This is a genomic window from Pseudomonas sp. ANT_J28, from assembly GCF_008370005.1.
Taxonomy (GTDB): domain Bacteria; phylum Pseudomonadota; class Gammaproteobacteria; order Pseudomonadales; family Pseudomonadaceae; genus Aquipseudomonas; species Aquipseudomonas frigoris.
This window is the reverse complement of record NZ_VOBM01000003.1, coordinates 56,080-77,068: the sequence shown is the minus strand read 5'-3', so window position 1 is coordinate 77,068 and position 20,989 is coordinate 56,080. Positions and strand designations below refer to the sequence as shown.

The 20,989-nt window shown below is 59.4% G+C and carries 20 protein-coding genes, 1 pseudogene and 1 riboswitch; of the genes and pseudogenes, 10 read left to right on the top strand and 11 right to left on the bottom strand.

What is annotated here, in order from left to right; genetic code table 11:
• Positions 1-216 precede the first annotated feature (216 nt).
• The 4 genes from FQ187_RS02510 to ahcY all read right to left on the bottom strand — a co-directional run bounded on the left by FQ187_RS02510 (position 217) and on the right by ahcY (position 4,620).
• The gene (locus tag FQ187_RS02510; RefSeq protein ID WP_149628282.1) at positions 217-1,032 is read right to left on the bottom strand and encodes an ABC transporter substrate-binding protein; all 816 of its coding nucleotides are present in this window, start codon (positions 1,030-1,032) and stop codon (positions 217-219) included.
• 87 nt (positions 1,033-1,119) lie between these two features.
• Positions 1,120-2,196, bottom strand: a complete 1,077-nt coding sequence (locus FQ187_RS02505; RefSeq protein ID WP_149628372.1) for a hypothetical protein — start codon at positions 2,194-2,196, stop codon at positions 1,120-1,122.
• 79 nt (positions 2,197-2,275) lie between these two features.
• Positions 2,276-3,121 (bottom strand): methylenetetrahydrofolate reductase [NAD(P)H], encoded by an 846-nt coding sequence (gene metF, locus FQ187_RS02500; RefSeq protein WP_149628281.1) that lies wholly within the window; start codon positions 3,119-3,121, stop codon positions 2,276-2,278.
• A gap of 89 nt (positions 3,122-3,210) precedes the next feature.
• Complete coding sequence (gene ahcY / locus FQ187_RS02495; RefSeq protein ID WP_077747242.1) at positions 3,211-4,620, bottom strand: adenosylhomocysteinase; 1,410 nt, start codon at positions 4,618-4,620, stop codon at positions 3,211-3,213.
• Positions 4,621-4,643: 23 nt separating this feature from the next.
• A riboswitch (S-adenosyl-L-homocysteine riboswitch) is annotated at positions 4,644-4,746 on the bottom strand.
• Positions 4,747-4,944: 198 nt separating this feature from the next.
• Between ahcY and FQ187_RS02490 the strand changes: the two genes are divergently transcribed.
• Complete coding sequence (locus tag FQ187_RS02490) at positions 4,945-5,349, top strand: acyl-CoA thioesterase (protein ID WP_134420628.1); 405 nt, start codon at positions 4,945-4,947, stop codon at positions 5,347-5,349.
• A 205-nt stretch (positions 5,350-5,554) separates the two neighbouring features.
• Positions 5,555-6,442, top strand: a complete 888-nt coding sequence (locus tag FQ187_RS02485; protein WP_149628280.1) for a formate/nitrite transporter family protein — start codon at positions 5,555-5,557, stop codon at positions 6,440-6,442.
• Here FQ187_RS02485 and FQ187_RS02480 read toward each other — a convergent pair.
• Positions 6,443-6,607: pseudogene (locus tag FQ187_RS02480) on the bottom strand (sodium:proton antiporter); the annotation flags it as partial. It abuts the gene before it with no gap.
• A gap of 65 nt (positions 6,608-6,672) precedes the next feature.
• On the bottom strand, positions 6,673-7,842 hold the full coding sequence (locus FQ187_RS02475; protein ID WP_149628279.1) for an MFS transporter: 1,170 nt from the start codon (positions 7,840-7,842) through the stop codon (positions 6,673-6,675).
• A 234-nt stretch (positions 7,843-8,076) separates the two neighbouring features.
• Between FQ187_RS02475 and FQ187_RS02470 the strand changes: the two genes are divergently transcribed.
• On the top strand, positions 8,077-8,910 hold the full coding sequence (locus FQ187_RS02470) for an EamA family transporter (protein ID WP_149628278.1): 834 nt from the start codon (positions 8,077-8,079) through the stop codon (positions 8,908-8,910).
• 40 nt (positions 8,911-8,950) lie between these two features.
• Complete coding sequence (locus tag FQ187_RS02465) at positions 8,951-9,334, top strand: MAPEG family protein (RefSeq protein ID WP_129440417.1); 384 nt, start codon at positions 8,951-8,953, stop codon at positions 9,332-9,334.
• 45 nt (positions 9,335-9,379) lie between these two features.
• On the opposite strand, the gene FQ187_RS02460 is transcribed toward FQ187_RS02465, so the two are convergent.
• Positions 9,380-10,552, bottom strand: a complete 1,173-nt coding sequence (locus FQ187_RS02460; protein WP_149628277.1) for a murein transglycosylase A — start codon at positions 10,550-10,552, stop codon at positions 9,380-9,382.
• 128 nt (positions 10,553-10,680) lie between these two features.
• Between FQ187_RS02460 and FQ187_RS02455 the strand changes: the two genes are divergently transcribed.
• Positions 10,681-11,130: a cytochrome c gene (locus tag FQ187_RS02455; protein WP_149628276.1), complete on the top strand. Its 450-nt coding sequence runs from the start codon at positions 10,681-10,683 to the stop codon at positions 11,128-11,130.
• Positions 11,131-11,145: 15 nt separating this feature from the next.
• Here FQ187_RS02455 and FQ187_RS02450 read toward each other — a convergent pair whose 3' ends face one another.
• From FQ187_RS02450 to FQ187_RS02435, 4 genes are all read right to left on the bottom strand, one after another.
• Entirely contained in the window at positions 11,146-11,541 is a 396-nt protein-coding gene (locus tag FQ187_RS02450; protein ID WP_149628275.1) for a DUF1090 domain-containing protein, read from the bottom strand.
• A 99-nt stretch (positions 11,542-11,640) separates the two neighbouring features.
• A complete protein-coding gene (ligB, locus tag FQ187_RS02445) occupies positions 11,641-13,320 on the bottom strand; it encodes an NAD-dependent DNA ligase LigB (protein WP_149628274.1) in 1,680 nt (559 codons plus the stop codon).
• A gap of 159 nt (positions 13,321-13,479) precedes the next feature.
• Positions 13,480-14,670 (bottom strand): methionine adenosyltransferase, encoded by a 1,191-nt coding sequence (gene metK / locus FQ187_RS02440; protein ID WP_056739024.1) that lies wholly within the window; start codon positions 14,668-14,670, stop codon positions 13,480-13,482.
• 18 nt (positions 14,671-14,688) lie between these two features.
• Entirely contained in the window at positions 14,689-15,684 is a 996-nt protein-coding gene (locus FQ187_RS02435; RefSeq protein WP_149628273.1) for a metalloregulator ArsR/SmtB family transcription factor, read from the bottom strand.
• Positions 15,685-15,943: 259 nt separating this feature from the next.
• Between FQ187_RS02435 and tkt the strand changes: the two genes are divergently transcribed.
• The 5 genes from tkt (at position 15,944) to FQ187_RS02410 (ending at position 20,965) form a co-directional block, all read left to right on the top strand.
• The gene (gene tkt, locus FQ187_RS02430; RefSeq protein WP_149628272.1) at positions 15,944-17,941 is read left to right on the top strand and encodes a transketolase; all 1,998 of its coding nucleotides are present in this window, start codon (positions 15,944-15,946) and stop codon (positions 17,939-17,941) included.
• A gap of 150 nt (positions 17,942-18,091) precedes the next feature.
• Positions 18,092-19,144 carry an erythrose-4-phosphate dehydrogenase gene (epd, locus tag FQ187_RS02425; protein WP_149628271.1) on the top strand — a complete coding sequence of 351 codons (1,053 nt, stop codon included), beginning with the start codon at positions 18,092-18,094 and terminating at the stop codon, positions 19,142-19,144.
• Positions 19,145-19,156: 12 nt separating this feature from the next.
• A complete protein-coding gene (locus FQ187_RS02420; protein ID WP_149628270.1) occupies positions 19,157-20,320 on the top strand; it encodes a phosphoglycerate kinase in 1,164 nt (387 codons plus the stop codon).
• A 34-nt stretch (positions 20,321-20,354) separates the two neighbouring features.
• Entirely contained in the window at positions 20,355-20,576 is a 222-nt protein-coding gene (locus FQ187_RS02415; protein WP_046045274.1) for a hypothetical protein, read from the top strand.
• A gap of 56 nt (positions 20,577-20,632) precedes the next feature.
• Positions 20,633-20,965, top strand: coding sequence for an MliC family protein (locus FQ187_RS02410; RefSeq protein WP_149628269.1), 333 nt, complete (start codon positions 20,633-20,635; stop codon positions 20,963-20,965).
• Positions 20,966-20,989 lie beyond the last annotated feature (24 nt).

Genomic DNA, 20,989 nt, shown 5'->3' with positions numbered 1-20,989 from the left:
CCTGTTTTAGTTAGGGCTTGGCCCAATGGGAGTCTTGCCTGGCGCGAATGGCGTTTAAGAGGAACGCAATCCCGTCCGGTCCTGCTGGGCCAAGAAGGCTCATCTGGAGTGCTCGCGCGGGCTGAAAAGCTGCGCTGTAGCGGGGTCGAGATGCCTTGAACAAGTCCGAGCGTCCGGGCGTGAGCCTGGCGGGAAGGCCGGAGTATAACAGAGCAATCACTGCGCGCCGATTTCCTGCTGCTCAACGGTTTTTCCGCTGGCGGCGGTGGCTCTGGTGGTTTTTACCTCGGCCGCCGGGTCGGCGCCATAACGGGCGCTCAGTTCAGCGTACGCGGGCTCGCGCTTGAAGCGTCTGAGTTCGGCGCCGAAGCGCTGCACCAACAAGTCCATGCCGGCGTTGCGGCGCACTGCCAGAAACTGGCTCTGGTGGCTGATGACGGTCGGGTTTTCGGTAATCTTGTCGCGGATGCCCAATTCGTCGAGCAAGTGCTGTCCGACCCGGCGATCAGTGATGAGCAGGTCGATCCGCCCGCGCACCAGTTTGCCGAAATTGGCTTCATGGGTCGGCGCCGGTTCGTGAGTGAACAGGGTCGATTCACGAAAGTCCTGGCTGTACAGATAGCCTGGGGAGGTGCCTATGGTCAGCCCTTTCAGGTCGGCCAGGGTGCGAAAAGGGCGGGGCCGCTCATTGGCGTAGAACATCACGAACTCCACTTCAGAGAGCGGCTCGCCCGGGTAGAGCAGGGTGGCGTCGCGCTCATCGCTGTGGAAGATGTCCAGCGCGCCGTCTGCCTGGCCCGTTTCGAGCATCGACAGGCAGCGTTTCCACGGCAGGAACTGCCATTCCACTTCGATGCCCAGGCGTTTGAAGACGATGGCGGTGGTTTCGTAGTCCAGTCCCAGGGATTTGCCGTTTTCCTCATACACGTAAGGTGCCCAGGGCTCGGTGACAATGCGCAGCTTCTCGCCCCGAGCGGCGAAGCTCAGGCAAGTAAAAAGCAGAACTGTCAGCAACTGGGCAATAACGGGCATGGCCTGAGGTTAGTACTCTCAGGGCCTAATGAGAAGCTCGGGCGAGCATGTTTAGCGTTGTCCTTGAGATAGATTGCGCGCAGGCCTCTATTTATCGGCCGAATTGAGCAAGTGGTCGTGGATAGCTTTGCGTCGACCGCCCAGGATCAGTCGTACCAATTCCCTGTCGAACCAGCGTTCGAGCAAGTGCTGAGTGACCGGCTTGCCGAGGCGCTCTTCCTGGTTTTGCAGCGCCTTGTCCCACCACACCGGCCCACAGGCCTTGTCGAACTCATTGTGGTGTTCATAGCAGCCATAGAGGATCTCGCGGATGAACTGACGCAGATGTTTGGGCAGTGCCAGGGTGATGAGTTTGTAGAGCATTCGCTGGGCCCATGGCGGTCGTGGCAGATGAGCTGACACGCGGCGAGTATCGTCCAATGCTGCCTGACTGGTCGGGTTCTTGGCGTGTTTGACGAGCCAGGCTTTAACCTTGGCCCTGAACAACTGCTTGCGGCTCCAGTAGTGATGGATCAGGTCCGGGCACTTATTGATCTGCATCGTGCGATAGGCCGCGACCGACAGGCAGAACTCTTCAAGGGTATAAGCCCCCTGTGCCATAGGAAACAATTCGTCGATCAAGGCAATGGAGTGATCGAGCACCTGTGCGTCCTGCTGGTGCAACCCGATCACGCCGGAGTTGAGCAGCATCATCTGATCGTCAGCCAGGCCTTTGTTCAAAAGCGTACTCGACAGCGCACTGTAGAGCACGTTCTCCTTATTGGTGCCGTATTGGGTGTAGTAGTCGTTGCACAGCAGAGTGCCGGGTTGCACGCGATTGAACAGTTCGACGGGTGAACAATGGAAGAACGTGTCAGTGTCGATCAGCAATGCGACTTCCGACTCCTCAAGCACCTTGCGCAACGCCACATGCTTGGCTCGAAAGTGATAGCCATGGGGTTCGTTCCAGCGGCGACGAGTAGGCTCGTCAAGGGGGCGCACTCGTACCGGCAGGTGCTCGTAGGGCTGCGGGTTGTCACTGAAAACCTGGATGTCGAGCGCTGAGTGGGGCGTTTCACGCAGCCAGGCCAAGGCACTCGCGATGCTGAACACGGCTTCCTGGTGGTACGTCTGGGAGCCGAAAACCAAATAAACCAGTTGAGGGCGTGGTGAGGACTCAGTCATCATTGAGAACAACATTCCCTGGGTCTTTTGAATATAAAAGGCCCTCAGAAGAGGGCCTTGGGATGAGGCGTGGAGTCTATCAGCGCGGTAGCTTCAGATTGTTCCACACGGCCAGGCTCGCTTCGGCCTGGTTCAGGGTATAGAAATGCAAACCCGGTGCTCCGCCCTGCAACAAACGTTCACACATTTCAGTAATAACCTGTTCACCGAAACGCTGAATGCTTGAGGTGTCGTCGCCGTAGGCTTCCAGCTGCTTGCGGATCCAGCGCGGGATTTCCGCACCGCAGGCATCGGAGAAGCGCGCCAGCTTGCTGTAGTTGGTGATCGGCATGATCCCCGGAACAATCGGGATGTTCACGCCCATCGCCCGTACACGCTCGACGAAGTAGAAGTAGCTGTCGGCGTTGAAGAAGTACTGGGTGATCGCACTGTCGGCGCCAGCGTTGGCCTTGCGCACGAAGTTGGTCAGATCGTCTTCGAAATTGCGCGCTTGCGGGTGCATTTCCGGATAGGCGGCGACTTCGATGTGGAAATGATCGCCGGTTTCTTCACGAATGAATTCAACCAGGTCATTGGCGTGGCGCATTTCACCACTGGCCATGCCCATGCCGGAAGGCAGGTCACCGCGCAGGGCAACGATACGGGTGATGCCGGCTGCCTTGTATTGGGTCAGCAGGCCGCGCAAGTCGTCCTTGCTGTCGCCAACGCAGGACAAATGCGGTGCGGCAGGTACTTTGACTTCGCTTTCGAGCTGCAACACGGTGTTGAGGGTGCGATCACGTGTCGAACCGCCAGCGCCGTAGGTGCAGGAGAAGAAGTCAGGATTGTAGGTCGCCAGATGACGGGCAGTGGCGATCAGTTTTTCATGCCCAGCGTCGGTCTTCGTAGGGAAGAACTCAAAGCTGTAGCGACGGTCTTCGGACATGGGAATACCCTTTGCAATCGCAAAAGGCGGGCCGGTGATGGCCGGTCCGCCTGGTCAGGATCGGCGGGCGCAAAGCCCGCCGGGTCCAATCAGTAGCGGTAAGCGTGCGGCTTGAACGGACCTTCAACGGTCACGCCGATGTAGTCGGCCTGGGTCTTGGTCAGTTGAGTCACCACGCCGCCGAAACCGCGGACCATTTCCAGGGCCACTTCTTCGTCGAGTTTCTTCGGCAGCACTTCAACGGTCAGGCGCTCGGCTTTCTGGGCTGGCGACAGGTCGGCGTACTTCTGGCCGAACAGGAAGATTTGCGCCAGAACCTGATTGGCGAACGAACCGTCCATGATGCGGCTTGGGTGGCCAGTTGCGTTACCCAGGTTAACCAGACGGCCTTCGGCCAGCAGGATCAGGTAGTCGTCGTTCTGGGCGTCGAACGCGCCAGGACCGGTACGGTGGATTTTGTGAACCTGTGGCTTCACTTCTTCCCATGCCCAGTTCTTGCGCATGAAAGCCGTGTCGATTTCGTTGTCGAAGTGGCCGATGTTGCAGACAACAGCGCGCTTCTTCAGGGCTTTGAGCATGTTTGCGTCGCAAACGTTGACGTTACCGGTGGTGGTCACGATCAGGTCGATCTTGCCCAGCAGCGCTTTGTCGATGCTTGCTTCGGTGCCGTTGTTGATACCGTCGATGAACGGTGAAACCAGCTCGTAACCGTCCATGCAAGCTTGCATGGCGCAGATCGGATCGACTTCGGAGACTTTAACGATCATGCCTTCCTGACGCAGGGACTGGGCCGAACCCTTGCCCACGTCACCGTAACCGATGACCAGCGCTTGCTTGCCGGACAACAGGTGGTCGGTACCACGCTTGATCGCATCGTTGAGGCTGTGACGGCAGCCGTACTTGTTGTCGTTCTTGCTCTTGGTTACCGAGTCGTTGACGTTGATGGCCGGGATTTTCAGCTCGCCCTTGGCCAGCATGTCCAGCAAGCGGTGAACGCCCGTGGTGGTTTCTTCGGTAACGCCGTGGACGCGGTCCAGGATGGCCGGGTATTTCTTGTGCAGCAGCTCGGTCAGGTCGCCGCCGTCGTCGAGGATCATGTTGGCATCCCAAGGCGCGCCATCTTTGAGGATGGTTTGCTCCAGGCACCACTCGTACTCTTCTTCGGTTTCGCCTTTCCAGGCGTAAACCGCGATACCGGCAGCGGCGATAGCGGCAGCGGCCTGGTCCTGAGTCGAGAAAATGTTGCAGGACGACCAGCGCACTTCGGCACCCAGGGCAACCAGGGTTTCGATCAGCACGGCAGTCTGAATGGTCATGTGGATGCAGCCGAGGATTTTCGCGCCTTTGAGCGGCTGCTCACCGGCGTACTTGCGGCGCAGACCCATCAGGGCTGGCATTTCGGATTCGGCGATGATGGTTTCGCGACGGCCCCAGGCAGCCAGGGACATGTCGGCAACTTTGTAATCGTTAAAATCTGCAGGCGTGATAACAGCGCTCATGATGAGCCTCCATTCGTAATGTATGCGAATGGGCGCCGTTGTGCGTTTAGTGTTTGACCGATAACGGTCAAGCAACGCCCCATCCGAGCCTGACAGGTCGAACCTGCTGCAGCGCCCCTCGGACAGGTGGCGGGAAAACGGTATCAACCGAAGATGACCGTTTTGAAACGGAGGCGATTATAGCCGTGTGAGCGATACTTCCAAAGCGTTTCTGTTGGTCAATGTCTGAACGGTAATCGAGACCATAGTCGATGCCTGATAGAGCTCTAGGTCGGGCTCTGCCATGATGCCCACCATCATTCGGCAAGACGCTCAGGAGTGAATATGAATTTCCACACCCGCAAATGGGTAAAACCCGAAGACCTCAACCCCAACGGCACGCTGTTCGGCGGCAGCCTGTTGCGCTGGCTCGACGAAGAAGCGGCGATCTACGCCATCGTCCAACTGGGCAATCAGCGTGTGGTCACCAAGTACATTTCCGAGATCAACTTCGTCAGCGCCTCGCGCCAGGGCGACATCATCGAACTGGGCATCACCGCCACCGAGTTCGGTCGCACCTCAATCACCTTGAAGTGCGAAGTGCGTAACAAGATCACCCGCAAAAGCATTCTGACGGTGGAGAAGATTGTTTTCGTCAATCTGGGTGAAGACGGTTTGCCTGCGGCACACGGTCAAACCGAGATCAAGTACGTCAAAGACCAGTTCAAGGATGATATCGCCAGCGAGTGATATCGGCGGCGCGCCCTTCGCGAGCAAGCCCGCTCCCACATTGGATCTTCAGCGAACACTGTTCCTGTGAACGACTGAGATTAAGGGTGGGAGCGGGCTTGCTCGCGAAAGCGGTGTAACAGTCGATGATGTTTTAACGGGTCAGTGAACAGCTCCGAACCCTGCGTGTCGTACCTACATGACACGCCACCGGTTCCGGAGCTTTATGGACACGCAAAAAGACGGCAAGACCCCGAACCTCTCGCCTGAAGAACAGCACGACGTCGACAGGAGCCAGCCACCGCGGGCGGCGGTGTTGCACGAAATCATCCGCACCCAGGGCGATCAGGAGCTCGAACGCAGCGTCGCCGCCTTGTGGTGGTCGGCGCTGGCCGCCGGCCTGACCATGGGGCTGTCGCTGATGGCCATGGGGCTGCTCAATTCCCGTCTGCCGGACGGCGAAGGCTTCAAGGTGATCGCCAGTTTCGGTTACTGCGCAGGCTTTCTCGCGGTGATCCTCGCCCGTCAGCAGTTGTTCACCGAGAACACCCTGACGGCTGTGCTGCCGATCATGACCAAACCCACACTGAACAATTTCGGTCGATTGCTACGCCTGTGGTCGGTGGTGCTGGTGGGCAACCTCTGCGGCACGTTGCTGGTGGCGTATGTGATGCTGAATCTGCCGATTTTCGACAGCAAGACCGACCTGGCCTTCCTCGATATCGGGCGCAAGATCATGGAGAACGACGCCAGCCAGATGTTCGCCAAAGGCATTGTGTCGGGCTGGATGATCGCCACCATGGTCTGGATGATTCCGTCCATGGAGAGCGCGAAGATGTGGATCATCATCCTCATCACCTACCTCATGGCGTTGGGGGATTTCACCCACATCGTGGTCGGGTCCGCTGAGGTCTCGTATCTGGTGTTTGCCGGCGAGTTGCCGTGGAAGGATTTCTGGCTGGTGTTCGCCGGGCCGACGCTGGCGGGGAACATCATCGGCGGCAGCTTCATCTTCGCGCTGATCAGTCATGCGCAAATTCGCAGCGAGAGCGGGCCGCCGAAGAAGTCTACGGATCAAGGCCAGGAGCCCGACCCGCAGAACACCCTAAAATGATCAGTGATGATCGGCCTGTGCCGCTGGCGCAGGCTCGTCCTTGGTCACGTGCTTGACCAGTTTGCCAATGCTCAAGCCCTGCAACAGGATCGACGACAGCACCACGATGTAGGTGATGCTCAGAAGCAAGTCTCGCTCCGGGCCCAGCGGCAGGGCGAGGGCCAGTACCCGCCGCGTCAACTTCTTCGCGGGCTTGCTCGCGAAGGCAATGTCATGGGCAATGCAGTTATTCAGCCGGACACATTAACCGCAGCAGCACTGCGACGTTGCAGATAAATGTAGGAAAGTGCCGTCAGTACCGTCAACCCGCTGACCAGTGCGCCGGTCCACGGCAAGTCCGCCAGGTCCGCACCACTGGCGACGACCAGTCCACCAATCCACGCACCGGCCGCGTTGCCGAGGTTGAACGCGCTCTGGTTCAACGTTGAGCCCAGATTCGGCGCTTCATGGGCCTGATCGATGATCAGCAGTTGCAAAATCGGGCACAGGGCAAAGGCGAAGATGCCCCACAACACCAGCGTGATCGCTGCCGGGATCACTGAGTGACTGGTCTGTGTGAACGCGGCCAGCACAACCAGCACGGCCAGTGCCATACCCACCAGCGACGGCAGCAATCGACTGTCAGCCAGGCGACCACCGAGCATGCTGCCCGCGGTCAAGCCGACCCCGAATAGCAGCAGCATGATGGTCACGCCATGCGGGCTGACACCGGTGATGTCTTGCAGGATGGGGGCAATGTAAGTGAAGACGCTGAACAGGCTGGTCGATGCCAGCACGCTCATGCCCAGCGCCAACAACACGTTGACCTTGCCCAGTACTTTGAACTCGCTGGCGAGGTTGGCTTTGTCCATGGCGATGTCCTTCGGCAACCAGACCCACTGCGCGATCGCGGCAATCACGCCGATTACCGACACCGCCCAGAACGTCGAGCGCCAGCCGGCGTATTGCCCGAGCGCGGTGCCCAAAGGCACGCCCAGCACGTTGGCCAGGGTCAGGCCGGTGAACATCATGGCAATCGCCTGGGCGCGTTTGTTAGGTGCCACCAAACCGGCGGCAACCACCGAACCGATGCCGAAGAACGCGCCATGGCAGAGCGCGGTGATCACTCGTGCGGCCATCAGCGTGGCGTAGTTCGGCGCCAATGCGCAAAGAATGTTGCCGAGGATGAACATCAGGGTCATGCCCAGCAGCGTGGCTTTGCGCGGCATGTTGGCGGTGCCGATCGCGAGGATCGGCGCACCGAACACCACGCCCAGGGCGTAGCCGGTGATCAACAGGCCCGCGTGGGGAATGCTCACGGCGAGGTCGCGGGCGACATCGGGCAGCAAGCCCATGATGACGAATTCAGTGGTGCCGATGCCGAACGCGGCAACAGCGAGGGCAAGCAAGGCGAGTGGCATGCGCAAGGTCTCTGTCGGTAGTCTTGACGCTCTGATCAGGCATACGCATGCCGACGCCTGTTCTCGACGAGCGCGGGCGGTGGCAAAAATTTATTGGAATTAGTCTGTGCGCAACTGAGTGCGGCGTAGTCGCTTGCAGTATAAACAGCTGCTGACATATGGCGAATCAATTATCTCCCCCGCTTCATGTAGAAAGGAGCATGGGAGGGGACGGTCAACAAAAAGGAGTGTGCCGTGCTTGCGACAGCACTGGTGTTAGTAGCGGCGCTGTTGCACGCGGCGTGGAATACCCTGATCAAATTCAGTGCGGAACGGCTGCTGGTGGTGGCCTGCATGGACAGCGTTGCAATGCTGTTTGTCGCACTGATGCTGCCGTTCGTGGCGTTGCCACCCCTGGACATCTGGCCGTGGATTCTGACGTCGGCGGCATTTGAATTGCTCTATCGCTATTTGCTGATACAGGCCTATAGGGTCGGTGATCTCGGGCTGGTCTATCCGCTGATGCGTGGTTTGTCGCCGCTGGTGGTGCTGGCACTGACGCTGATCTTTGCCGGGGAGGTGCTGACGAACCAGCAGATCTTCGGAATTCTACTCATCCCGTTCGGCATGCTGTGCCTGCTCTGGCAGGGCGGCGGCGGTGCGCGATTGCCGTGGTCGATGCTGCCGGTGGTGGCGTTGATCGGCCTGTGCATCGGCTGCTACACCTTCATCGATGGCCAGGCATTGCGGCGCTGGTCGCATCCGCTGGATTACCTGGTGTGGGTCACGTTGCTCAGTGCCTGGCCGTTCCCGTTACTGGCGCTGGTGCGTAAGCGACCGGCCTTCATGTTGTTCTGGCGTGAGCAGTGGCGGCTGGGGTTGGCGGTCGGGTTTTGTGTGTTGTTCAGCTACGCTCTGGTGCTGTGGGCCATGCAGCTGGGCTCGATTGCCGAGGCGGCGGCATTGCGCGAGATCAGCGTGATTCTGGTGGTGTTGTTCGGCATGCGCTACCTGAAAGAACCTTTCGGCAGGCCACGGCTCTTAGCCTGTGGGCTGGTGCTGATCGGCATGCTGGTAATGAAGTTCTGACTGGAACTCGACTCTTGAAACTTGAAGAAGGGATTGCGTTATGACGGTTGCTCTGTGGTGCATTTTGATCGCGATTTTCCTGCCCTATATTTGCACGGGCATCGCCAGGGTCAGTGGCGGGTTCAGGCCGAAAGACAACCATGACCCCCGTGACTTTCTCGAGTCGCTGAATGGTTTTGGCCGACGCGCGTATGCGGCGCATCTGAACAGTTTTGAAGTGACTCCCGCGTTCGCGGCGGCGGTGATCGTCGCGCATCTGGCCGGCAATGCCGAACTGGTGACGATCAATGTGCTGTCGGTGTTGTTCATCACCAGTCGGCTGCTTTACATCATTTGCTACTTGGCGGACTGGGCTATTTTGCGATCGCTGATGTGGTTGGTGGGGATGGGGTTGATCGTCAGTTTCTTTGTGGTTTCTGTTTAAGAGCAAGCTCAAAAGATCGCTGGCGATGCCAGCGATCTTTTGACTTTAAAGCTTGTCGGTCACCTGAGGCACTTGAGGCAGGGCTGCACCTTTAGGCCAGAGCATCCAGATTTGCCCCTGCTGTTTCATGTCTCCCGCCAATTGCCCGGCCGCCTCGCCGGTGCCCCAGAACAGGTCCGCACGGACTTCGCCGGCAATTGCGCCGCCGGTGTCCTGAGCGGCGACCGGGCGTACCAGTGCGGTACCGTCCGGTTTGGTGGTCGACAACCACAACAGACTTCCCAGCGGAATCACTTTGCGATCCACCGCCGCGCTATAGCCTGCGGTCAGCGGAACGTTCAGCGAGCCGCGAGGCCCTTCGTTGCTGTCCGGGTTGCGGGTGAAGAACACGTAGCTGGGGTTGCTGCCCAGCAGTTCCGGGATGCGCGTCGGATTGGCCTTGGCCCAATGGCTGATGGCGCCCATGGTCACGTCTTCTTTTTTCAGCTCGCCCTGGTCCACCAGCCAGCGGCCGATCGGTCGATACGGGTGACCGTTTTGATCGGCATATGCAATGCGCAACTGGCGGCCATCATCGAGCTGGATACGACCTGAACCCTGGATTTGCAGGAATTGCAGGTTCATCGGGTCGGTCAGCCAGGCAACAACCGGTGCCTTGACCCCTTTGGTTTCAATCGTGGCCGCATCGTCGTAAGGCTTGAGCACGCGACCTTCGAGTCGTCCGCGCAGGCGTTTGCCTTTGAGTTCCGGATAAATGCTGTCCAGAGAGACGATGATCATGTCCTCGGGCACACCGTACACCGGGATGTTTGCCACATCGGTCTGGGTCAGGCTGCCGGGGTAGACCGGCTCGTAATAGCCGGTGATCAAACCGTTGGGATTGTCATTGGCGGCGCGCAGGCCGTAGACGTCGAGGTTCTGCTTGAGGAAGCCGCGAATGTCGCTGGCGGTTTGCGGTACTTTGGCGGCAGCCGCACACGTCGAGCCCCACACCGGGTCGGCTTTGAGTCGAGTGCAGGCGCTGCGCCACGAACCGAAGCCGGCGACCAGGTCGTTGTCGGACACCGTCGGAAGTGCTTCCCACGTGGCGCTGGAGTAGGTCGCCAGGGCGTGGGTTTTCGGTGTGTTGTTGTCGCCACCGGTGCAGCCCGCCAGCACGGCCACCATCGGAAGGGTCCAGGCGAGGTTGTGACGCCATGCCTTGAAACGGCTGTTCATGGAGTAATTCCTTTGTCGGTTGCCTGAGTGCTCCATGCGCTCAAACAACCCGTAATGATAATAGGGCTATTGGTCTTTGCCTATGACGCGAGGATACTGGCCGCCGTTTCCCGTGACCTGAAGCCACCATGACTCTTAAAAGACTTTCTGTTGTATTGCTTGCCTGCCTGGCGTTGTCCGCCTGCGGTGGTGTCGATCCCAACTCGCCGCTGGGCCAGCGCAAGGCGATCTTCAAGCAAATGCTCAAGACCGGCGAAGACCTGGGCGGCATGTTGCGTGGTCGCATCCCGTTTGACGGTCCGAAATTCGCTGACGGTGCCGTGAAACTCGATGCCTTGTCCCGTGAACCGTGGAAACATTTTCCTCAAGTGCGCGAAGAAGATCACACCAGCGCCAAGAGCGATGTCTGGCAGAAACAGGAACACTTCCAGGACATGGCCCGCTCCCTTGAAGTCGCCACCGGTGAATTGGTGATTGCCAGCAAGGTTCAGCCTTACAAGGCCAGTAACCTGGGGCCGGCGGTGCAGAAGGTCGAAGATGCCTGCAGTGCCTGCCATAAAGAGTTTCGGGATCATTGAGTCCTGAACTGATCCTTACTTATCCAGCTCATCGAGTGCGTCCTGCAATTCCTTGCGGGACTCGGCGAGTTTGTCTTTGCGCTTGTTGATTTTCTCGGCGTCGCCTTTCTTCATGGCCTTGTCGAGGTCACCCTGACGCTTGCTGACTTCGTGCTTGGCGTCGAGCACCTTGTTCTCCCGTTCCTTCTTCAGGGAAGCGTCGGTGCATTGAGCCGTGACTTCGCTCAGGGCCGTTTCAAGGCCTGCCTGTTGATCGGCGTTGCCGTGAGACTTGGCCAGTTCAATCTGGTTGATGATGCCCTGCTTCTTTGCGGCGCAGCCGGTCAGGCCCGGAGCTTCTTCGGCGGCCATCAGTGGAGCGGCCAGCACGCTGCAAAGGGTCAACAGGGCGAGCGGTGAAAGAAGTTTCATAAAAGCTCCATGTGAAAAAGCGATCAGGTCGATGTGGCGATGGGGTGTTTGAGCCCAGCGGAACCATTGGGTTCCCGGGTCGGCGGGCATCGCCGGCCGCTAAAAACCGTCAATCCCTGCACCACGTAATGTTTCACTCAAGGCCAGGACCTGCGGGTCGCGGAAAAATGCGCTCAATTGCGCTGCGCGTCCCGGGCCGATGCCGGCTTCTGCCTGCCATTGTTCGATGTTTCGTTGTGCCAGTTCCTGCCATGAATCGGCAAGCCGCGCCTGGCCGGTCGGCGGTAAACCCAGGGCTTTGAGCCAGCGAGCGAAAGGGCGTTGTCGGGCACTGTTGAAACTTTTCAAAAGACGAGCGCTGCTGCGTTCGCCGAAGCCGTCAATGTTAGCAAGCTCTTGAGCATCGAGGGTTAACCAATCCAGCAGGCCATTCAGACGGCCTGTTTCGAAAAGTTTCTCCCAAGTGCCAGGACCGACATGTGGCAACGCCAGGCCCTGCTTGCCGCTGAGCCAGGTCAATCGGGCGAGGAATTGGCTTTCGCACCCCGGTGTCGGCTGCCAGCAACTCAAATGATGAAAGTCCTCCGCCAGCGGTACGCTCAATTCAGCGTGTTGGGTGCTGCGCAGCATGACACCGTCTAACCTTGGAATGGTCAGGCCTGCCAGGCTGATGGCGACCTGATCTCCGGCCTGGATATCAAGTGCTTCCCAGCGTTGCAGTGAGCTCACACTGACTCGCTTGATCTGCCGGTCATCGAGCATTACCGGTTTCAGTTCCAGCACAGGGGTGATCCGTCCGGTCCGTCCAATCTTGAAATGGACCTTGCGCACCTCGGCCAGGGCCTGGGCAAAAGGGTATTTCCAGGCGACGCTCCAATAAGGCGGTTTAGCCTGCCAGTGCTCGGCGGGCGGGCGCTGATCCTGGCGCAGGACGATGCCATCACTGGTGAAGGGCAGGGGCGAGCGATACCAGTGATTGCGCCAGCGTTCAGCGTCGGCAAATACCTTGATCGAGTGACTGTAAGGTGCGGTGCTCGGGAAACCCAACTCATCCAGGGCTGCGACGCGGGCGGGCAAACTGGCCGGGCCTTGGGGCCAGTCCCAGACAAACAGACCGATCCCGGCGGCTTGCTCTGTGTTCAACTTCTTACGGGCCATCAAACCGGCCACTGTGGCGCGTGCATTGAGGCTGCCGGCACGGGCCTGTACATGGTCGCTCAGGCGCCAATAGAGCTCGCCTTGCAGCAGCAGGTCCAGCGGCTGTGGCAATTGTTGGGGGATGGCGGCGATCTGGCGCGCCGAAGCCGTCCAGTCCTGGCCGTTTATTCCGTCACCGCGGCTGATTGCCTGAGTCAGCAGGCCTTTGCGGTAGATCAGCGTCACCGCCACGCCGTCGATCTTGGGCTGAATCCAGACATCGCTCCGTCCTTTTAGCCAGGCTTCGACGGCGCGACCATCGCGGAGTTTTTCCAGGCCCGTGTGGGCGATGGGATGAGGCATCTTGCCGCCCGCGGTACGTAGCGGTTCCGCGGATTGCTCCAGGTCGAAACAAGTGCGCCATTCGGTCAGTCGCGCACGGGACTGATCGTAGAGTTCATCGGCGACCAATGAACGGCCGCCCCGGTGATAGCTGTCGTCCCAGAGGTCGATTTGTTTTTGCAGTGACGTGATTTCGTCCAGAGCGCGTGCCGGTGGCCAGTCGGGGCACTCGGCAGCGTGGGTGGCCAGGCAGAAAATTATCAGTAGAAAGCCGAAAAACACGCGCAGGTCGAGCGGCATCGTGAGCGTCCTTGCTCAAGTGGAATGCTGGAAGGCTAGGACGGATTTTCAGGATGAGAGGGCCGGCTGTTTTTCAGCCTGTGTCGGCCTCGGGAAAACAGACAATAAAAAACCCCGCGCGGCGAACCGTGCAGGGCTTTTGGTACCGCCAGGGAAGTCTTACAGGCCGGCAGCAGCGCGCAAGGAATCGGCGCGGTCGGTCTTTTCCCAGGTGAAAGTGGTGAAAGTGTCTTCGCCCACAGTCTTGGTAGTCGGGGTGCGACCGAAGTGTCCGTACGCAGCGGTTTCCTGGTACATCGGGTGCAGCAGGTCGAGCATGGTGGTGATTGCGTATGGACGCAGGTCGAACACTTCGCGAACCAGTTTGACGATTTTGTCGTCGCTGATCTTGCCGGTGCCGAAGGTGTTCAACGAGATCGACGTCGGCTGAGCAACACCAATCGCGTAGGAAACCTGAATCTCGCAACGCTCGGCCAGGCCGGCCGCCACGATGTTCTTGGCCACGTAACGACCCGCGTAGGCGGCCGAACGGTCAACCTTCGATGGATCTTTACCGGAGAACGCGCCGCCGCCGTGACGGGCCATGCCGCCGTAGCTGTCAACGATGATCTTGCGACCGGTCAGGCCGCAGTCGCCAACCGGGCCACCGATGATGAACTGGCCGGTCGGGTTGATGTGGAACTGGGTGTCTTTGCTCAGCAGTTCGGCAGGCAGTACGTGCTTGACGATCAGCTCCATCACGCCTTCGCGCAAGTCTTTGTAGGACACGTCAGGGTTGTGCTGGGTCGACAGTACAACAGCGTCGATACCGACAACCTTGCCGCCTTCGTAACGGCAAGTCACTTGCGACTTGGCGTCCGGGCGCAGCCAAGGCAGCAGGCCGGATTTACGGGCTTCGGCCTGACGCTGAACGAGTTGGTGCGAGAAGGTGATCGGTGCTGGCATCAGCACGTCGGTTTCGTTGCTGGCATAGCCGAACATCAGGCCCTGATCGCCGGCGCCTTGATCTTCAGGCTTGGCACGGTCGACACCCTGGTTGATGTCAGGAGACTGCTTGCCAATGATGTTCATCACGCCGCAAGTAGCACCGTCGAAGCCGACATCGGAGCTGTTGTAGCCGATGTCCAGAATCACGTTACGCACGATCTCTTCCAGGTCGACCCAGGCCGACGTGGTGACTTCACCTGCGATGATTGCAACGCCCGTTTTTACCAGGGTCTCGACCGCGACACGGGCGAATTTGTCTTCAGCAATGATGGCGTCCAGCACCGCATCGGAAATCTGGTCGGCGATTTTGTCCGGATGCCCTTCGGACACAGACTCGGAGGTGAAGAGGGAGTATTCGCTCATCTCGATTTTTTCCTGAATTTACCGATGGTGAGTGTCGCCAGCCGGTCGCTGAAAATGGCGGACCTGGATCTGGAAACCATTACGTAAGCCTACATAGAGGCTTTCCCCGGGAACGAGTCCCGCAGCGGTGGCCCAACGGGCCAGATCGTCCTGTTCAAACCCCAACCATAGATCACCGCAGGCCTCCCTGGCCCAACTCTGGTTGTGGCTACATAACTCTGTCACGAGCAGGCTACCGCCCGGTTGCAGCAAGTTGGCCATGTGCTTGAGTGCTTCGGCCGGCGCGGCGAAATGGTGCAGCACCATGTTCAGTACAACGCAGTCAGCCTTGAGGCGGACACCGTTCAATGCATCGGCCAATTGCAGGCTGACGTTAGCTAGCGTTTCACGTTCGCAAACCTGGCGCGCCAGTTCGAGCATCGCCGGGCTGTTGTCCAGCGCCGTGACCTGAGTGAAGCGGCGCGCCAGTTCCGGCAGAAATGCGCCATCTCCGGGGCCGACTTCGATGGCCGTGGCGCCTTCGCTGAAGCTCAGCTTGTCGAGCAATGCCACCACGCTTTCGCGGTATTGCGGCAGACCGGCGATCAAGTCTTGCTGGGCGCGAAACTTCTCCGCGACCCGTGAGAAAAAGTCCTGGCTGGCCGCCGCTCGTTGCCCATGGACCTGACCGATCCGCGACTGCACCTCGGCAGGCAGGGTCAGGTTGTCCACTTCTTCCAGTAGCGCGGCATGCAGCTTGCCACCCAGCAGGTCGGTGTGGGGCAGGGCGCGACGGTAGAAAATCGCGTTGCCTTCACGACGCGTCGCCACCAGATCGGCCTGGGCCAATACCTTGAGGTGATGACTCATGCCGGACTGGCCGATGCCAAAGATCTGCGCCAGCTCCAGTACGCCAAACGAATCGTTGGCCAGCGCGCGCAATACATTCAGCCGCAGAGGATCGCCGCCAGCCTTGCACAGGGCCGCCAGCTCATCGCAATCGTCATGTCGAATGGAAGGCACACGTAAATTCATAAGGCCAGCAGTCTAGTGACGGTCAGAAAACACCGCAAGGGCAATATCAAAAAGTTTTGATATTGCTCGATAGATGGCACTTCTCGGGGAAAGGGTCACTCTACAAATCGTCAGCGGAAAGGTTTCATCAGGCGAATGCGACTTTATCCACCGGAAAAACGCCCTCAGATGACTATCTGTCATTGCCCCGAGGCGGGTGGGTGAGGGAAAATGCTCGCCTTTTTTCCGTTTCGTTTTATTCAGCCCCAGGAGAACAGCGATGCCCAGCCGTCGTGAGCGTGCCAACGCCATTCGTGCCCTCAGCATGGATGCCGTGCAAAAAGCCAACAGCGGCCATCCCGGTGCCCCTATGGGTATGGCGGATATCGCCGAAGTACTTTGGCGTGACTACCTGAAGCACAACCCGAGCAATCCATCGTTCGCCGACCGTGACCGCTTCGTACTGTCCAACGGTCACGGCTCGATGTTGATCTACTCGCTGCTGCACCTGACCGGCTACGATCTGTCGATCGAAGACCTGAAGAACTTCCGCCAGCTGCACAGCCGTACCCCGGGTCACCCGGAATTCGGCTACACCCCAGGCGTTGAAACCACCACCGGTCCACTGGGCCAAGGCCTGGCCAACGCCGTTGGTTTTGCCTTGGCAGAAAAAGTCCTGGCGGCGCAGTTCAACCGTCCTGGCCACAACGTCGTTGATCACCACACCTACGTGTTCCTGGGTGATGGCTGCATGATGGAAGGCATTTCCCACGAAGTCGGCTCCCTGGCCGGTACTTTGGGCCTGGGCAAACTGATCGCCTTCTACGACGACAACGGCATTTCCATCGACGGCGAAGTCGAAGGCTGGTTCACCGACGACACGCCGAAGCGCTTCGAAGCCTACAACTGGCAGGTCATCCGCAACGTTGACGGTCACGACCCTGAAGAGATCAAGATCGCGATCGAAACTGCGCGCAAAAGCGATCAGCCAACCCTGATCTGCTGCAAGACCACCATCGGTTTCGGTTCACCGAACAAGCAAGGCAAGGAAGACTGCCACGGCGCCCCACTGGGTGACGCGGAAATCGCTCTGACCCGTGCTGCGCTGAAATGGAACCACGGTCCGTTCGAAATCCCGGCCGACATCTACGCCGAGTGGGACGCCAAGGAAACCGGTCGCGCGGCCGAAGCCGAATGGGATCAGCGTTTCGCGGCCTATTCTGCTGCTTTCCCTGAGTTGGCCAACGAGCTGATTCGTCGTCTGAGCGGCGAACTGCCGGAAGACTTCGCTGAAAAAGCCTCTGCTTATATTGCTGAAGTCGCGGCCAAAGGCGAAACCATCGCCAGCCGTAAAGCCAGCCAGAACGCATTGAATGCTTACGGCCCGCTGTTGCCTGAACTCCTGGGCGGCTCCGCTGACCTGGCCGGTTCCAACCTGACCCTGTGGAAAGGTTGCAAAGGTGTTTCGGCTGAAGACGCCAGCGGCAACTACATGTACTACGGCGTTCGCGAGTTCGGCATGAGCGCGATCATGAACGGCGTGACCCTGCATGGCGGTCTGGTGCCTTACGGCGCGACCTTCCTGATGTTCATGGAATATGCCCGCAACGCCGTGCGCATGGCCTCGCTGATGAAGCAGCGTGTCGTGTTCGTCTACACCCACGACTCCATCGGTCTGGGCGAAGACGGCCCGACTCACCAGCCGATCGAGCAACTGACCAGCTTGCGCAGCACGCCGAACCTCGACACCTGGCGCCCAGCCGATGCCGTTGAATCGGCGGTGTGCTGGAAACTGGCTCTGGAACGCAAGGACGGCCCTTCGGCGCTGATCTTCTCGCGTCAGAACCTGCAGCACCAAACCCGCAATGCGTTCCAGATCGCCGACATCGCCCGTGGCGGTTACGTGTTGAAGGACTGCGACGGCGAGCCTGAGTTGATCCTGATCTCCACCGGTTCCGAAGTCGGCCTGGCGGTTCAGGCTTACGACAAGCTGACCGAGCAAGGTCGTAAGGTGCGTGTTGTTTCGATGCCTTGCACCAGCGTTTTCGATGCTCAGGACGCCGGCTACAAGCAAGCGGTTCTGCCATTGCAGGTCAGTGCCCGTATCGCCATCGAAGCCGCGCATGCGGACTACTGGTACAAGTACGTGGGCCTGGAAGGCCGCGTGATCGGCATGACCACCTACGGCGAGTCGGCGCCTGCGCCAGCCTTGTTCGAAGAGTTCGGCTTCACCCTGGAAAACATCCTGGGTCAGGCTGAAGAGCTGCTGGAAGACTGATCCAGAAGTTGCTTTGTCTGGACTGCCGCTTTCGCGAGCAAGCCCGCTCCCACATTGGAATGCATTCTCCTGTGGGAGCGGGCTTGCTCGCGAAGGCGTCGGTCCGACCAACACTGCAATAACGGATTCACCACGGTAATCGAGAACCCCATGCCTCAACCGCGTCCTTACAAAGTTGCACTCAACGGCTACGGCCGGATTGGTCGTTGCGTCTTGCGTGCGTTGTTTGAGCGAGGCGATAAGGCCGGGTTTGAAATTGTTGCGATCAACGATCTGGCTGACATGGCCAGCATCGAGTACCTGACACGCTTCGACTCCACTCATGGGCGTTTTCCCGGGGAAGTGAAGGTCGAGGGCGATTGTCTGCATATTAATGGCGACTGCGTGAAGGTCCTGCGCAGTGCCACCCCCGAAGGCATCGATTGGGCGTCGCTGGGCGTCGATCTGGTGCTGGAGTGCTCCGGCGCTTACCACACTCGTGAAGACGGCCAGCGTTTCCTCGACGCCGGTGCGCCGCGCGTGCTGTTTTCCCAGCCGATGGCCAGCGAGGCGGATGTCGACGCCACCATCGTCTATGGCGTGAACCAGGATTGCCTGACCGGTGATGAGTTGCTGGTGTCCAACGCGTCCTGCACCACCAACTGCGGCGTGCCGCTGTTGCGCCTGCTGGATCAGGCCATTGGTCTGGAATACGTGTCGATCACCACCATTCACTCGGCGATGAACGATCAGCCGGTGATCGACGCCTATCATCACGAAGACTTGCGGCGTACCCGTTCGGCGTTTCAGTCGGTGATTCCGGTGTCCACTGGTCTGGCGCGTGGCATCGAACGCCTGTTACCGGAACTTGCCGGGAGAATTCAGGCCAAAGCCGTGCGGGTGCCGACGGTTAACGTGTCTTGCCTCGACATTACGATGCAGACCGTGAGCGACACCGACGCCACCGAGGTCAACCGGATTCTGCGCGAGGCTGCCACCAGCGGCCCGCTCAAGGGCCTTCTGGCCTACACCGAGTTGCCTCACGCCAGTTGTGATTTCAATCATGACCCACATTCGGCCATCGTCGATGCCAGTCAGACTCGAGTTTCCGGCCCACGGCTGGTGAACATCCTGGCCTGGTTCGACAACGAATGGGGTTTTGCCAATCGAATGCTGGATGTTGCAGAACACTATCTGCAGACAGCTGCCTCTCCAAAACAGTAGGAAATGCGACCCATGACCGTGTTGAAGATGACCGACCTCGATCTGCAAGGTAAGCGCGTACTGATCCGCGAAGACCTCAACGTCCCAGTCAAGGACGGTGTTGTCACCAGCGATGCGCGAATCCTGGCCTCGCTGCCGACCATCAAGCTGGCCCTGGAAAAAGGCGCGGCCGTGATGGTCTGCTCGCACCTTGGCCGTCCGACCGAAGGCGAGTTCTCGGCCGAGAACAGCCTCAAGCCAGTCGCTGACTACCTGAGCAAGGCTCTGGGTCGTGAAGTGCCGCTGGTGGCCGATTACCTGGGCGGCGTTGACGTGAAGGCCGGCGACATCGTGCTGTTCGAAAACGTGCGCTTCAACAAAGGCGAGAAAAAGAACGCTGACGAACTGGCCCAGCAATACGCCGCCCTGTGCGACGTGTTCGTGATGGACGCCTTCGGCACCGCTCACCGCGCCGAGGGTTCGACCCATGGCGTGGCCAAGTTCGCCAAAGTCGCGGCGGCTGGCCCGTTGCTGGCCGCCGAACTGGACGCACTGGGCAAAGCCCTCGGCGCCCCGGCCCAGCCAATGGCGGCGATTGTTGCCGGCTCCAAGGTCTCGACCAAACTCGACGTCCTCAACAGTCTGAGCCAGATCTGCAACCAACTGATCGTCGGCGGCGGCATTGCCAACACCTTCCTGGCCGCTGCCGGTCACCCGGTTGGCAAGTCCCTGTACGAGCCGGATCTGCTGGACACCGCTCGCGCCATCGCCGCCAAGGTCAGCGTGCCGCTACCGGTCGATGTTGTGGTTGCCAAGGAATTCGCTGAAAGCGCGACCGCGACCGTCAAGCTGATCGCTGATGTGGCCGCAGACGACATGATTCTGGACATCGGCCCACAGACCGCGGCGAATTTCGCCGAGCTGCTGAAGTCGTCCCAAACCATTCTGTGGAACGGCCCGGTGGGCGTGTTCGAATTCGACCAGTTCGGTAACGGCACCAAAGTCCTGGCCCAGGCCATCGCCGAAAGCTCGGCGTTCTCCATCGCTGGCGGCGGCGACACCCTGGCCGCCATCGATAAATATGGCGTTGCCGATCAGATCTCCTACATTTCTACCGGTGGCGGCGCGTTCCTCGAGTTCGTCGAAGGCAAGGTGCTGCCAGCCGTTGAAGTCCTGGAAAGCCGGGCCAAGGCCTGAGGCCGCCCATTTGACCAGGCAAAGGAGTGTTCAGATGGTCAAAACATTAGCGCTGTTGATTATCGCGGGGTCGCTGGCAGCTTGCGGGAGTAACCCGAAAGCCCCGAAGGTACCCGAGACGCCTGAACAGGACAAAGGCTGCTACCAGGCCGACTGGCAGGCCGAAACCAACCCGGTGATCAACAAGCGTTCCGGGCCTGATGGCCTGGACAAATATGAGACACAGACCCCGGCCAAGGAACATGGTTGCCCTTGACGGGTCTGACACTTTACTCAGGGCTGGCGGCGTGCGTCGTCGGTCGAGGAACATGGATGAAAGGTTTTATCGCCGTTGCGGCGCTGGCTCTGCTGGCAGGTTGCGCTAATTTGAACCTGTTCAAGCCTGCCGAATCGACGGACAGCTGGACCACCTGGACCTGCGACAGCCAGGCCAAAGTGCTCTGGCGCTACACCGACGAAAGCCGCAAGGAAGTCGACGTTCGCCTGGGCGGTGCCGATCAGGTCTACCGCTTGAAGCATGAGCCGGGCGCCGAAGGTTCGCTGTACAGCAATGACATGCTGGCGTTTCACATAAAAGGTGAGGAAGGCCTGGTGTACTGGGTCGCCACCAATGATTTGATCGGCCGCGGTTGCAAAGCGCAGTAAGACACGAAATTGATACACCACAGA

Excerpts from the sequence above, each read along its gene's own strand:
- ligB (WP_149628274.1), bottom strand. The coding sequence starts at position 13,320 with ATGCCGCTCGACCTGCGCGTGTTTTTCGGCTTTCTACTGATAATTTTC.
- FQ187_RS02475 (WP_149628279.1), bottom strand. The coding sequence starts at position 7,842 with ATGCCACTCGCCTTGCTTGCCCTCGCTGTTGCCGCGTTCGGCATCGGC.
- FQ187_RS02465 (WP_129440417.1), top strand. The coding sequence starts at position 8,951 with ATGACGGTTGCTCTGTGGTGCATTTTGATCGCGATTTTCCTGCCCTAT.
- FQ187_RS02455 (WP_149628276.1), top strand. The coding sequence starts at position 10,681 with ATGACTCTTAAAAGACTTTCTGTTGTATTGCTTGCCTGCCTGGCGTTG.
- FQ187_RS02460 (WP_149628277.1), bottom strand. The coding sequence starts at position 10,552 with ATGAACAGCCGTTTCAAGGCATGGCGTCACAACCTCGCCTGGACCCTT.
- FQ187_RS02415 (WP_046045274.1), top strand. The coding sequence starts at position 20,355 with ATGGTCAAAACATTAGCGCTGTTGATTATCGCGGGGTCGCTGGCAGCT.
- FQ187_RS02410 (WP_149628269.1), top strand. The coding sequence starts at position 20,633 with ATGAAAGGTTTTATCGCCGTTGCGGCGCTGGCTCTGCTGGCAGGTTGC.
- metK (WP_056739024.1), bottom strand. The coding sequence starts at position 14,670 with ATGAGCGAATACTCCCTCTTCACCTCCGAGTCTGTGTCCGAAGGGCAT.
- FQ187_RS02510 (WP_149628282.1), bottom strand. The coding sequence starts at position 1,032 with ATGCCCGTTATTGCCCAGTTGCTGACAGTTCTGCTTTTTACTTGCCTG.
- tkt (WP_149628272.1), top strand. The coding sequence starts at position 15,944 with ATGCCCAGCCGTCGTGAGCGTGCCAACGCCATTCGTGCCCTCAGCATG.
- ahcY (WP_077747242.1), bottom strand. The coding sequence starts at position 4,620 with ATGAGCGCTGTTATCACGCCTGCAGATTTTAACGATTACAAAGTTGCC.
- FQ187_RS02420 (WP_149628270.1), top strand. The coding sequence starts at position 19,157 with ATGACCGTGTTGAAGATGACCGACCTCGATCTGCAAGGTAAGCGCGTA.
- FQ187_RS02505 (WP_149628372.1), bottom strand. The coding sequence starts at position 2,196 with ATGACTGAGTCCTCACCACGCCCTCAACTGGTTTATTTGGTTTTCGGC.
- FQ187_RS02490 (WP_134420628.1), top strand. The coding sequence starts at position 4,945 with ATGAATTTCCACACCCGCAAATGGGTAAAACCCGAAGACCTCAACCCC.
- FQ187_RS02485 (WP_149628280.1), top strand. The coding sequence starts at position 5,555 with ATGGACACGCAAAAAGACGGCAAGACCCCGAACCTCTCGCCTGAAGAA.
- FQ187_RS02435 (WP_149628273.1), bottom strand. The coding sequence starts at position 15,684 with ATGAATTTACGTGTGCCTTCCATTCGACATGACGATTGCGATGAGCTG.
- epd (WP_149628271.1), top strand. The coding sequence starts at position 18,092 with ATGCCTCAACCGCGTCCTTACAAAGTTGCACTCAACGGCTACGGCCGG.
- metF (WP_149628281.1), bottom strand. The coding sequence starts at position 3,121 with ATGTCCGAAGACCGTCGCTACAGCTTTGAGTTCTTCCCTACGAAGACC.
- FQ187_RS02450 (WP_149628275.1), bottom strand. The coding sequence starts at position 11,541 with ATGAAACTTCTTTCACCGCTCGCCCTGTTGACCCTTTGCAGCGTGCTG.